Raw genomic sequence first — 12,885 nt, 5'->3', positions numbered from 1 at the left:
GCCTCAGGTCTCATCGTTTGGGACGCTATTTTATATATGTTTCCTATTTACGCTTGATTTGCACTTTAAGCAAAAGGAAATATGATGAAACTACGATCTTACCCACGGGTAAGAAATCAAGGGGTTCGCGGGCGCTGACCGATTCGGAAACCAGATGATTCGACAGAAGACAAGATCACAGGCTCTGAGGCTGGATTTAGGGGGTCACCAGAGTCGGAACTACCCCATTTAGGGGGACAAAATAGAACAATAAGGGGTCACTCAGGATGTCCCCCATCACCAATACTTCACCGATTTTCTTTTAGATTATTGAATTGGGTTTGGTCCGCCTTCAGCCACAAATCAGACTCCGCTTGACAGAATCGCGGGATTGGACGCTAATCAGGGCATCAAGACGAAAAGCGTTGGAAAACGGCGCTGGACTGGCGGTATAAACCGTCCGAGGCAGACAGAGCAGTGAGAACAGGAATGCAGGTTGCGAAACCGGTCGGGCGAAATGCGCCCGCCTTAAAGTATGATATTCTGTCCGCACTAACCGTGCACGCTCTGTCCGGTGACAAGCACCGGCAGCGCAGCATTCTTCGCATCATTGCCCTAATCACTACCCGCTATAACTGGCGCAACAATGAGCTGTCGATCGGCCGCGAAGAAATCGCCCGTCTGTGGTCGGTGAACGAACGCACCGTCAAACGCGAGATGGCCAAGCTGCGGACAATGGGGTGGATTACCGTCAAGCGCCCTGCGGCGCGCGGACGGGTCGCGGTTTATGAACTAGACCTGAAGCAGGTGATGATCGACACGTCCGAAATTTGGCCCACAATCGGATCGGATTTCCTGGCCCGAATGTCGGATGAACCGGAAGCTGAAACCAATGTCGTGCCTTTCACAGCCAAGCCAGCGCCTCCGGATGGTTCGGCTGGGGATGTCTGGACACAGGTTCAGGCCATTCTGCATGGCCGAGATCCCGAACTTTGGGCCAGCTGGTTCCAACACCTGACCGAAGCCGGCAGGGCAGGGGGCGTGGTCACGCTGATGGCCCCGTCGCGGTTCATGGCGGATTACATCGCGCAGAAATGGACCGGACGGTTGCTGGCCGCTTATAGCCGCGTTGACCCGAACGTGCGCAACGTCCGCGTGGAAACTGCGGAGTAGGGTTCAATCACAGCTTGATATTTTCACCTCTATACGCGACCTGAAGCCATGCAGGATTTCAATTGCCCAAACTGCGGGTCTTCATGCCCGATCATCCTGAAGACCGCCAAGCTGGTAACTTGTCAGTCGTGCGGTACGACCCTGTTTCTGAAGGGCGACCACATTGAGTTGGCCGGGGAGCAGGGCGTGATGCATGAGGCGCCGCAATTGTTCGTGGTCGGTGACACTGTCGAACTCGGGGGCAAGACCCTGCAGATCCTTGGCCATGCGCGCTATTCGTACGGCCGGGGGTTCTGGGACGAATACTGTGGGATCTCGCAAAAAGGTTTGTCCTCGTGGATTTCGGTGGACGAAGGTGACGTGGTTGAACAGAGCCGTATCCCGACAGACCAGATGCCAAAGGCCCAGCCACCGTTCAAACCCGGCGAGACGCTGACCTTTGAAGACACCACCTATACCGTCACCGAAGTGGAACAGGCCGAATGCATCGCGCTGCGCGGCCAGTTTGACGAGGAATTACAGGTGGGTGAGACCTATCGCTTCGTGAATGCCGCGGCCGATGGGTACCGGCTGCTGTCGGGTGAGTTCTGGGGCGATGGCGTCTCGTGGTACGAGGGGCGATGGCGCGACCCGTTCGGCGTAAAGGTGCTAAAACAAACATGACGCGAACGCCCGAGCTTATATCCATCAACTGCACCTCCTGCGGCGCCGGACTGGACGTATTGGGCGGTGGACGGGTAGTAGTCAAAATCTGCGAATTTTGCGGATCAGAGTTGGACGCGCAGAACAATTATAAGGTTCTGCGAAAGTTCGCCGGATTGAAGAGACCGTACACACCGCTGTCGATCGGCATGCGCTGCAGGCTGTATGATGTCGAGTTTGTCATCATAGGTCTGATCCAACACACCGAACGTTGGGCGGGGCGCACCTTCACCTGGATCGATCATCAGCTTTATTCGCCGACCCATGGTTATGCGTGGTTGACGCTTGAGAACGACCACCTGGTGTTTACGCGGCGCTACCGGGGCGGCGGTTGGATGTCCGAGCACTGGGTTGAGACGGCGGAAACCCGGCCTTCCGTGCGGACCAGTCAGGGCACGTATGTCTATTATGAGACGACGCACAGTTCGATCACCTATGTCGAAGGCGAATTTACCTGGAGCCCGAAATTCGGCCAGCGGACCGTGACCATCTCGGCCATGTCCGACACCGCCATGATGGGGTTTTCGCAAACGGGCGGCGAGCGCGAGGCCTATCGTTCGATCTACGTCACCAAGGCCGAAGCCGAAGCAGCCTTTGGCATCCCGCTGGACCTCAAGCCCTATCGTGTCCATCCGTTGCAACCTTTTGTGGCGGGGCGGAACTTCTGGTTCCTGCTGTGGAGCTCGTTCGCGTTCGCCGTCTTTTGTCTGGTAACGGCTTTGGTGCTTTTCCAACATGGCGGGCGAAACGTGCTGCTTAACCATGTTGTTGGTGTAAGCGACGTGCCGGCGGAGGTTTCAATCCCGCTTGAGGCTGACAACAGGCTGGTTTCGATCAATTTGATTGGGGATGTGCACAACAGTTGGGCCTATCTTGAGATGGAGATGCTGGACCCGAACGGTCAACCGGTGTTCGAGACCGGCCGCACCATCGAATTCTACTCCGGCCGAGACTCTGAAGGCCGTTGGCGCGAAGGGACGCCGCGGACCCAGTTTCGCTTTCGCCCGGAAGTCAGTGGAATCCACACGCTCGTCATGTCGGTGGCCGATCAGGGATTGTGGCAGGGCCGAGGGGTTGATCGTGTGCCGGATCAGCCCGTGTCGCGGATCAGGCTTGATGTCCGGTCCGGATTGTTCACCGGCAAATGGATGGCGTATCTGGGTGCGGTCTTCGGGGCGTTGTTCCTGTTTCAGTTCGGGCGTAAATGGCTGCATCGACGGGCGCGCTGGTCCGGAACCGATTGGGTAGACGAGGACTAAAGTGACACCTTTCCGGATCATTTTCCTACTGATTTCGACCGCGGCCGTGGGGGCTACGGGATATGTAACTTACTACGGCTACGGCGGCGAAAGCAGTGGCCTGGACAAATCGGTCCGCGTCGGCAGCGGCGGCGGCGGCTATTATAGATCAAATCGCGTGAAATAACGGGGACATCATGGAATATTTTGCAGCCATTCAGATTGCCGAGGTCATCAGCACAATTTTTTACACTTTCCTTGGCGTCGCGCTGATGTGGGTGGTGTGGAAGGTAATCGACTGGCTGACCCCGTTTTCCATCGTGCGTGAGATTGAGCATGACCAGAACGTGGCGTTGTCGATCCTGATCGGTTTGCTGTTCGTCTCGGTCGCCATCATCATCGCCGCTGTCATCCTGTCATGACTCCGGCCCGCGCGGTTGAGGCCCGCGCCGCGTGGCTGCTGGCCGCGACCTTTTTGGTCGCTGTTGCCGGGCTGATCTATGAGCTGATCGCGGCCACGCTCTCCAGCTATCTGCTGGGGGACTCGGTGCGTCAGTTCTCGCTGGTGATTGGGATATTCCTGTCGGCGATGGGGCTGGGGGCGTGGCTGTCGCGCTTTGTCACCCACGCGTTTTCCGGTTTTGTATGGGCGCAGATATTGCTTGGGATCGTCGGTGGTTTCATGGCCCCGGCGCTGTTTCTGAACTACGCGTGGATGGGGCATGTGGCGACGCCGCTTTACACGGCGCTGATCACCATAGGCGTTCTGTCGGGGATGGAGATCCCACTGATCGCGCGGGTTCTGGAAGAGATCGGTGCGCTGAAATTCCGGTTCGAAAACGTTCTGAGCGTGGATTACGTGGGCGCGCTAGTGGCCTCGCTGGCGTTTCCCTTGCTGGTGATCCCGCATCTGGGGCTGATGTCTGCCAGTCTGGCCTTTGGCGGGTTGAACCTGGCGGTGGCGGGGCTGTCGTTGTTTCTGTTCCGACACTGGGCCAGCCGGTTGCAGGTTGCTGTCTGGGTGCTGGCCTTTGCCGCGACCATGGTGGCGTTGTGGCATTCCGAGAAACTGGTTTCGGTCACCGAGGCTGAGCTGTTTGAGGATGACGTGATCCTGTCCGAGGCGACGCCTTATCAGCAGATCACAGTGACGCGCTATCGCGACCGGATACGGCTGTTCCTGAATCACTCGATCCAGTTCGATACGCTGGACGAACACCGCTATCACGAACCGCTGGTGCATCCGGCCATGGCGCTGGCGCCGCGGCGGGCGGATATTCTGGTGCTGGGCGGTGGCGACGGCATGGCCGTGCGCGAGGTGCTGAGGTATGAGGGCGTCGAAAGCGTGACGTTGGTCGACCTGGACCCGCGTGTCACGCAGGTGTTCCGCGACCATCCTGAGCTGTCAGACCTGAATGACGGGGCCTTAGCCGATCCGCGCGTTACCGTCATCAACAAGGATGCGTGGAAATTCCTGGAAGCGGACGACCAGGTTTACGACGTGATCCTCATCGATCTGCCGGACCCGAAATCCATCGCGCTGTCGCGGCTTTACACACGGCAATTCTATGGGCTGGCTGTCGAGCGCCTTAGCGGGCAGGGGCTGTTGGTCACACAGGCGGGATCGCCGTTCTTTGCGCGTGAAGCCTTTTGGTCTGTCGTCGAAACGCTGAACAGCAGCCGCAATCCGCAACGGCCGGGGCAGGGGCTGCATACTTTGCCCTATCACAGCTATGTGCCCAGTTTCGGTGAGTGGGGATTCGTGCTGGCTTCTCCCGAACCGCTGCCGGGTCGGGATTTGGACTTGCCGGAGGGGCTGACCTACCTGACCGGTGATGTCTGGCAGGCGGCGCAGGTGTTCGGCGCGGACATGGATCGGGTCGCGGTCGAACCTAATACTCTGCAGACCCATGTTCTAACCGGCTACTATCTGGACGGCTGGGACTACTGGTTTCGCTGATCCGCGGCCAAGCTGCGCAGATGGTCCCTTGATATTTGCCACGGAATGGTATACCGCCGCATACAAATGAGAGCCGGGTATGGTCAGAGAGCCGCGAATCCGGCAGATAGCGTCAAAATTAGCAAACAGCCGGATCAGCCATGAGCCTTTACACAGACTACCTCAGCGAAATCGAAACCCGTAAGGAACAAGGGCTGCAGCCCAAGCCCATTGATGATGGTGCCCTTGTCAAAGAGATTGTCGACCAGATCAAGGATGCCGGCAACGAGCACCGGGCGGAGTCGCTGAACTTTTTCATCTATAACACGCTGCCAGGCACAACCAGCGCTGCGGGTGAAAAGGCGAAGTTCCTGAAAGAGATCATTCTGGGCGAGGCCGTGGTCGAGGAAATCTCGGTTCCGTTCGCGTTCGAATTGCTGTCGCATATGAAAGGTGGCCCCTCGGTCGAGGTTCTGCTGGATCTGGCGCTGGGGGATGACGCCGCGATTGCCGGTCAGGCCGCCGAGGTGTTGAAATCGCAGGTCTTCTTGTATGACGCTGACACCGATCGGTTGAAGGCCGCCCTCGAGGCTGGAAATGCGGTGGCCAAGGACATTCTGGAAAGCTATGCCAAGGCCGAGTTCTTCACCAAGCTGCCCGAGGTCGACGAAGAGATCGAGGTTGTCACTTATGTTGCCGCCGAGGGCGACATCTCGACCGACCTGCTGTCTCCGGGTAATCAGGCGCACTCGCGCGCTGACCGGGAACTGCACGGCCAGTGCTTTATCACTGAAAAAGCGCAGCAAGAAATCGAAGCGCTGAAACTCCAGCACCCCGGCAAGCGCGTGATGCTGATCGCTGAAAAGGGCACCATGGGTGTGGGCTCGTCGCGGATGTCCGGCGTGAACAATGTGGCGCTGTGGACCGGCAAACAGGCCAGCCCCTATGTGCCTTTCGTCAACATTGCGCCGGTTGTGGCGGGCACCAATGGCATCTCGCCGATCTTTCTGACCACCGTGGGCGTGACCGGCGGTATCGGCATTGACCTGAAGAACTGGGTCAAGAAGGTCGACGAAGACGGCAATGCAATCCTGAATAATGACGGCAACCCGATCCTAGAAGAGGCCTATTCGGTCGCAACCGGCACGGTTCTGAAGATCAACTCCAAAACCCACAAGCTGCTGAGCGAAGAAGGCGAAGAACTGGTCGACGTATCTGCGTCGTTCACGCCGCAGAAGGTTGAGTTCATGAAGGCGGGCGGGTCTTACGCCATCGTCTTCGGCAAGAAGCTGCAGACATTCGCGGCCGAAACTCTGGGTGTCGAAGCCCCGCTGGTCTTCGCTCCGTCGAAAGAAATCAGCCACGAAGGCCAAGGCCTGACCGCGGTTGAGAAGATCTTTAACAAGAACGCTGTCGGCACAACGCCGGGCAAGACCCTGCATGCCGGTTCGGACGTGCGGGTAAAGGTCAACATCGTTGGCTCGCAGGACACCACCGGACTGATGACCATGCAGGAACTTGAGGCGATGGCGGCGACCGTCGTAGCGCCCAGCGTTGATGGCGCCTATCAGTCGGGCTGTCACACCGCGTCGGTCTGGGATCTCAAAGCGCAGGCCAACACGCCGCGTCTGATGAAGTTCATGAATGATTTCGGTCTGGTCACCGGTCGTGACCCGAAAGGCGTCTATCACGCGATGACCGACGTTATCCACAAAGTGCTGAACGACATCACCGTGGATGACTGGTCGGTTATCATCGGCGGTGACAGCCACACCCGTATGTCCAAAGGCGTGGCCTTCGGGGCGGACTCGGGCACCGTGGCGCTGGCGCTGGCCACCGGGGAAGCCTCGATGCCGATCCCGGAATCGGTCAAGGTGACCTTCAAGGGCCAGATGGCCGAGCACATGGACTTCCGCGACGTGGTCCACGCGACGCAAGCGCAGATGCTGGAACAGCATGGTGACAACGTGTTCCAGGGCCGCGTGATCGAAGTGCATATCGGCACGCTGCTGGCGGACCAGGCCTTTACCTTCACCGACTGGACCGCCGAGATGAAGGCCAAGGCCTCGGTCTGTATCTCGAATGATGACACCCTGATCGGCTCTCTGGAACTGGCAAAGTCGCGCATCCAAATCATGATCGACAAGGGCATGGAGCATGAAAATGGCATGCTGCAAAAGCTGATCAACATCGCGGATGCCCGCATTGCCGAGATCAAGTCAGGCGAAAACCCTGCTCTGCGTCCCGATGACAACGCGAAATACTTCGCCGAAGTTGTTGTCGATCTGGATCAGATCGTCGAGCCGATGATCGCCGACCCGGATGTCAACAATGCCGACGTCTCCAAACGCTATACCCACGACACGATCCGCCCGATTTCGTTCTACAATGCAGAAAAGAAGGTGGATCTGGGTTTTGTCGGCTCGTGCATGGTGCATAAGGGCGACATCAAGATCGTTGCGCAGATGCTGAAGAATCTGGAAAAGGAAACCGGCAAGGTCGAGTTCAAGGCTCCGCTGGTGGTTGCGGCACCGACCTACAACATCATTGATGAGTTGAAGGAAGAGGGCGATTGGGAAGTGCTCGAGAAATACTCGGGCTTCGAGTTTGACGACCTGTTCCCGAAAGAAAAGGCACGCACCGAGTACGAGAACATCCTCTACCTTGAGCGCCCCGGCTGTAACCTCTGTATGGGCAACCAGGAGAAAGCCGAAAAAGGGGATACGGTTCTGGCCACCTCGACCCGCCTGTTCCAAGGCCGCGTCGTGGCAGATGCGCCGGACAAGAAAGGCGAAAGCCTGCTGGCCTCGACCCCGGTTGTCGTGCTGTCGGCGATCCTGGGCCGGACGCCGAAGATGGAAGAGTACAAGGCGGCGGTCGAAGGCATCGACCTGACCAAGTTCGCCCCGCCGGTTGTGCCGGAAAACACCAAGTCGGCGCACTTCTAAGAATTTTCAGGCCGGTTCAATCTGAACCGGCCTGTTTTTTCCAGCGCGCCTTTAAGCCGCCTATCAGGTAAAGACCAGCGCCTTGACCGGCAGCAGGATGGCTTGTGCCCTCAGAACAATTGCGTTTGCGATCCCCATCCCATCCACGATCCGAGCCACAAAGGCTGAAAATCCAGTGATCTCTCCGGACTCGATTTCCTGCGCGCGGCTGGTATAGGCGACGCCGACGCAGGCGCTGCCGGGTGGGATGTGATCAAGGTGGTCCGGGAAAATTGGCGCAAGAAAAGCTGTCACGCTACCGGGGCGGGCACGGTCCTGCGGGTCCAGCAGCGCATCACCGGGACGGAACTGACCGGCAGCGATGGCGCCTTGTACCTCATCAACCACCATTGGAATAATCACCAGCGGTTTCGCCGCGCAGGTGATCTCGACCAGCATGCCCGGTTTGAGGACACTGATCGATATCTGACCAAACGCGGCGACGAAACGCCCTTGCCCGGTGACATCCGGCACCAGAATGCCCGCAGGCCGCAAGATCGGGTTCACAATGTCGCCGGGTTTCAGAAGGAACTGAGTCACCGTCCCGTCAACCTCGGCAAAGACGGTGGATTTGTCGATTTCGGCCTTGGCTTCGGCCAGAAGGGCGCGGGCGCTGTCGCGTTGGGCTGGCAGCAAGGTGTTCTGGCGCAGTTTGATCCCGTCAAGCGCGGCTATCGCGGCGGCACGCTGGCCATCGGCGCGTGAGACGGCGGTTTGCAACCGTTCAAGCTCTTGTTCACTGACGGTTGCTTCATTGCGTTCGGCCAGCGACCGCCGGCGTTCCAGATCATCAGTGGCCTGACGAAAATTGGCCTCGGCCGCATCTAGCTGTGCCTGCGCGGCGGCAATATCCGCGACGATTACCCCAAGGGCGGCGTCAACTTCTTCGATCCGGCGGCGGGCGGTTTCGGCTGCAGCCTCTTGCCGGGTGGTGTCCAGTCGAAAGATGGCCTGACCCGCAGTGACGGCTTCGTTGTTGGTGACATAGACCTCGGCCACACGGCCGCCCCGATCCGACAGGATGGTCACGGTACGAAAGACGGCGGATACGTTGCGGGTAGATGGGTGGAAGTAGAAAATGACGGTGATCAGGGTCACGGCCAGAATGGCACAGGCGGTCAGGCCCCAGCGCAGCTCGTACCAGATGTTGAACAGGGTGATTTCATGGCCCCACCGCTTGCCCTGCCCATACCGGCGATAGAGGTAATCGGGGACAATCGTGATCAGGGCCGAGAAGATCAGTTCAAGCATCGGTTTGCTCCGACTGTCCGGCCTCACCCTGCAAAGGGAAGATTTCGTGTAGCGGCACGGCGGCAATCAGAATGGCTGCGATCCAGAACGCGTTGTTCAGAGTGAACAACGAGATCAGCCCCAAAACCCCCACCAGTTGCATCTGTACTTTGTGCGCCCCAGCGGCCATCCGGTCGGGAATGGCCTGAATGGTGAAATAGAGCGCCCCGAACCCTAACAAAACAGCTACGAGCAGGATGCCAACAACGATTAGAAAGCCATCCGTCTCTCCCGGCGGCGTGACCCAGAAGGGCAGCCGTGCCCGCGCCTCATCGGAAAGAGAGCTGTCCATGCAAACCCCCGTTTTTCAAATGATCTAGGGAAAGGATACGCGGTTATATTCAAAAAAATCAATGTTGGTGGCAGTCAGGGCGTTTGATCAAAAGCAACGGGCCGCACCATGCGCCATGGATCACGCGCGCTTTTTGTCTATGGTGACGGCAAGTCGCGAGGAAAACGGGTGGACGCATGAAATCGAAAATGAGCCTCAAGCAATTGCAGGCCCTCGAAGCCGTTGTCCGGCAAGGCAGTTTCACGCTGGCTGCAAAAGAACTGGGCGTGTCGCAGCCAACGGTGTCCAATCTGGTCTATTCGCTGGAACAGCAGTACCAGTGCCGGTTGTTGGACCGGTCGGGTTCGGCGATCACCTCGACTCCGCTGCTGAACAAGATACGCGGTGACATCAAGGCGCTCATCGCGTTGCGCGACAGTATTGATACGGTTCTGACGTCCGAGCGCGACCTGCATTCGGGTAGTTTTCATATCGGCTATTCGACCTTTCAGATCGCGATCCCGCTGATTTCCGAGTTCGTCCGTGAATATCCGGCAGTTGATGTGACCGCCCGTGCTTTGGCCACGCATGACCTGTTGCCGTTGCTGTATTCCGGTGAATTCGACGTCGGGTTGTTTACCGCAAAGGAACTGCCGCCCGATCTGGCCGGAGTAAAGATATCCGAGACGCGGATCGGCTTGATCGTGCCCGAAGATCACCCGTTGGCCGCTGCCGAAGCTGTAAGCTGGCAGGATGTCGAGCCGCTGAAGCTGATTCAACGTGAACCGACATCCTCGACAAGACGGATTTTCGATTCTGCGGCACGGCTGCGAGGGGCGAAACTGACAACAATTCTGGGCCTCGGGTCTTGGGGATCCATTCGGACGCTTGTGGATTCGGGGGTCGGTGTGGGGGTGGCCGCGGCGCAGGAATGCGACGGTGAACCCGGTATCCGCTTTGTGCCTATTGAGGACAAGAACTTAATAGTAGGACATTTTTTGGCCTGTCTGCCCGCAATGCGCCAGACTGCTGCCGTATCCAGTTTCTTTAAGATCACCGAGGAAATGCACGAATGTGAAGCTTTTGTGTCGCCAAACGCGTCATAGCGTTTTTCTATATCAACCTGACTATCATAAATTTGTTAACTTCGGAGCCTAGCACACCCGACGTCACAAATATGTTGGGATGGTTATGAAACTTCGTACCTCACTGCTCTCGTTTACCGCTCTGGCTGCATTGGGCACACCGGTGTTGGCCAATTGCCCCGCTGCCACCGTTGCGGACCCCATGGGCCTTAGCCCCGTTCACCCGCAGCAGCTGGAACTAGCTGAACTGCAGGACGCGGCCTCGTGTGAATTGAACTTCGCCGAAAACCCCGCAATCGCCGAGCTGAACGGCCGCATTCTGGGCAACGCCGAACTGGCCCCTGTTGCCGAGCGTCTGCCGGCCGAGCCGCTGGTGGTCATGCCCTATGACACGGTTGGCCAGTATGGCGGTGTCATCACCGGCCTGTCCAAGGGTACGGAATCGGGCACATCGGACCTGCTGTCGGTTCGCCACGTCAACTTCGTGCGCTATGCTGACGACCTGCAGACCGTGGTTCCGAACATCGCAAAAGCCTGGTCCTGGAATGACGACTACACCCAGCTGACCATCGTTCTGCGCGAAGGTCACAAGTGGTCGGATGGCGAGCCCTTCACCGCTTCTGACGTCGAATTCTGGATGAACGACGTCATCTACAACACCGATGTTTACGATCAGGCCCCCAACCGCTGGCTGTTCGCTGGCGAAAAGGCACAAGTCGAGGCGGTTGACGCCACCACCGTCAAGTTCACCTTCCCGGTGCCGACCCCGGGCATTCTGAACCGCTTTGCCGTGGATTACGGCCAGCCGTTCCAGCCGAAGCACTTCCTGGGCCAGTTTATGCCCAAGTACAACGAAAATGCCGAAGCGTTGGCGCAAGAATACGGCTTTGAAAACGCCGCGGCCGCTGTTGATTTCTATTATGGTGGTTCGGACTGGAAAGACGTTCCCAGCCCGCTGCTGAAAGACGCCGATAAAGCCGCCAAGATCGGCCGTGCGGTTGTTCCGACGCTGGAAAGCTACATCGTGGTTGACGAAAACGCCGAAGGCCGCAAACTGGTGGCGAACCCCTATTTCCACCAAATCGACACCGCCGGCAATCAGCTGCCCTATATCAACGAAATCGTTGAGACCTATGTGGGCGACAAAGAGGTCCAGAACCTCAAGATCATGAACGGCGATGTAGTCTGGAAACAGCAGGCTGTCTTCCTGGAAGACTTCCCGCTGCTGAAGGAAAACGAAGGCAAGGGTGGCTACACCATCAACTTTGCCCCGACCTTTGGCGAGAACGTCTTCTACTCGTTCAACCGCACCCATCAGGATCCGGTTCTGCGCGAAATCTTCAACGACATCCGCTTTAACCGCGCCATGTCGAAGGCGATGAACCGCGACGAGATCAACGAGATCGTCTATCTGGGGCAGGGTACTCCAATGCAGGGTGTGCCTGCGGAACCCAAAACCGTGTCCTTCGTAACGGACGAGGTTCTGAACCGCGACATCGGTTATGATCCCGAAGGTGCCATGGCGCTGCTGGCCGAAATGGGCCTGACAGATGCGGATGGCGACGGCACGCTGGAACGCCCCGACGGCAAGCCGCTGGTGATCCGTCTGGTTTACTCGTCGCAGGGTGTGCCGGTGAAGATGCAGGAACTGGTGCGTGACTACTGGAGCGCCGTGGGTGTCCGCGTCGATCTGAAAGAGGTCACCTCGGACGAGTATCGCGCATCGGGCAACAACAACGATCTGGAAGTGACCACTTGGAAATATGACGGCAACGCCGGTCCGACCATCAGCCAGGACGTCACCGTCTTCATCCCGCCGTTTGGCGATGTCTTCAACCCCGGCACTGGCTTTGACTGGGCCGCGTGGAAAACCACCGGTGGCGCCGAAGGCATCGAGCCACCGGAAGACATCAAAAAGCTCTGGGATCTCAGTGAGAAGTTCATCCAGGTGGAAATGGGCACCGATGCAAGCAACGAGTTGGGCGCAGAGATCGTTCAGATCCACACCGACAACATGCTGAAAATCGGGACTGTCGGCGACATCGTCTCACCGTTCCTGCATCGCAACGACCTGCAGAACGTGAAGCCGATCAAGTCGAAAACCTACGACTTCTACTGGACCTATCCGTACCGCCCCTCGCAGTGGTGGTTGGAGCAGTAACTCAGACCACAGTCTGAACAATTCACCGGAGCGCAGCCCACCTGCGCTCCGGCATCGGCC

11 protein-coding genes are annotated in these 12,885 nt (G+C 58.1%); 9 read left to right on the top strand and 2 right to left on the bottom strand.

What is annotated here, in order from left to right; translation table 11 throughout:
* Positions 1-468: 468 nt before the first annotated feature.
* The 7 genes from ACXAGD_RS22250 to ACXAGD_RS22220 all read left to right on the top strand — a co-directional run bounded on the left by ACXAGD_RS22250 (position 469) and on the right by ACXAGD_RS22220 (position 7,979).
* Positions 469-1,152, top strand: a complete 684-nt coding sequence (locus ACXAGD_RS22250; RefSeq protein ID WP_475214169.1) for a DnaA N-terminal domain-containing protein — start codon at positions 469-471, stop codon at positions 1,150-1,152.
* 48 nt (positions 1,153-1,200) lie between these two features.
* A complete protein-coding gene (locus tag ACXAGD_RS22245) occupies positions 1,201-1,815 on the top strand; it encodes a DUF4178 domain-containing protein (protein WP_475214168.1) in 615 nt (204 codons plus the stop codon).
* Entirely contained in the window at positions 1,812-3,113 is a 1,302-nt protein-coding gene (locus tag ACXAGD_RS22240; protein WP_475214167.1) for a DUF4178 domain-containing protein, read from the top strand. Before ACXAGD_RS22245 ends, ACXAGD_RS22240 begins: the two co-directional genes overlap by 4 nt.
* 1 nt (position 3,114) lies before the next feature.
* Positions 3,115-3,279, top strand: a complete 165-nt coding sequence (locus tag ACXAGD_RS22235) for a hypothetical protein (protein ID WP_475214166.1) — start codon at positions 3,115-3,117, stop codon at positions 3,277-3,279.
* Between the two features lie 10 nt (positions 3,280-3,289).
* The gene (locus ACXAGD_RS22230) at positions 3,290-3,514 is read left to right on the top strand and encodes a DUF350 domain-containing protein (RefSeq protein ID WP_475214165.1); all 225 of its coding nucleotides are present in this window, start codon (positions 3,290-3,292) and stop codon (positions 3,512-3,514) included.
* Positions 3,511-5,052 carry a polyamine aminopropyltransferase gene (locus ACXAGD_RS22225; protein ID WP_475214164.1) on the top strand — a complete coding sequence of 514 codons (1,542 nt, stop codon included), beginning with the start codon at positions 3,511-3,513 and terminating at the stop codon, positions 5,050-5,052. The genes ACXAGD_RS22230 and ACXAGD_RS22225 overlap by 4 nt, the downstream gene beginning before the upstream one ends.
* A gap of 140 nt (positions 5,053-5,192) precedes the next feature.
* Entirely contained in the window at positions 5,193-7,979 is a 2,787-nt protein-coding gene (locus tag ACXAGD_RS22220) for a bifunctional aconitate hydratase 2/2-methylisocitrate dehydratase (RefSeq protein WP_475214163.1), read from the top strand.
* A 63-nt stretch (positions 7,980-8,042) separates the two neighbouring features.
* Here the strand turns inward: ACXAGD_RS22220 and ACXAGD_RS22215 are convergent, their stop codons facing one another.
* Together ACXAGD_RS22215 and ACXAGD_RS22210 are read right to left on the bottom strand one after the other, a co-directional pair.
* A complete protein-coding gene (locus ACXAGD_RS22215) occupies positions 8,043-9,269 on the bottom strand; it encodes an HlyD family secretion protein (protein WP_475214162.1) in 1,227 nt (408 codons plus the stop codon).
* Positions 9,262-9,600, bottom strand: coding sequence for a hypothetical protein (locus ACXAGD_RS22210; RefSeq protein WP_475214161.1), 339 nt, complete (start codon positions 9,598-9,600; stop codon positions 9,262-9,264). Before ACXAGD_RS22210 ends, ACXAGD_RS22215 begins: the two co-directional genes overlap by 8 nt.
* Before the next feature lie 176 nt (positions 9,601-9,776).
* On the opposite strand from ACXAGD_RS22210, the gene ACXAGD_RS22205 reads away from it, so the two are divergent.
* Positions 9,777-10,685 carry a LysR substrate-binding domain-containing protein gene (locus ACXAGD_RS22205; RefSeq protein WP_475214159.1) on the top strand — a complete coding sequence of 303 codons (909 nt, stop codon included), beginning with the start codon at positions 9,777-9,779 and terminating at the stop codon, positions 10,683-10,685.
* 85 nt (positions 10,686-10,770) lie between these two features.
* Entirely contained in the window at positions 10,771-12,825 is a 2,055-nt protein-coding gene (locus tag ACXAGD_RS22200; protein ID WP_475214157.1) for an ABC transporter substrate-binding protein, read from the top strand.
* The last annotated feature ends 60 nt before the right edge of the window (positions 12,826-12,885 follow it).

The organism is Ruegeria sp. ABF4_144, assembly GCF_056160045.1.
The sequence above is the reverse complement of the archived record's forward strand: the minus strand, read 5'-3'. Positions and strand labels throughout refer to the sequence as shown.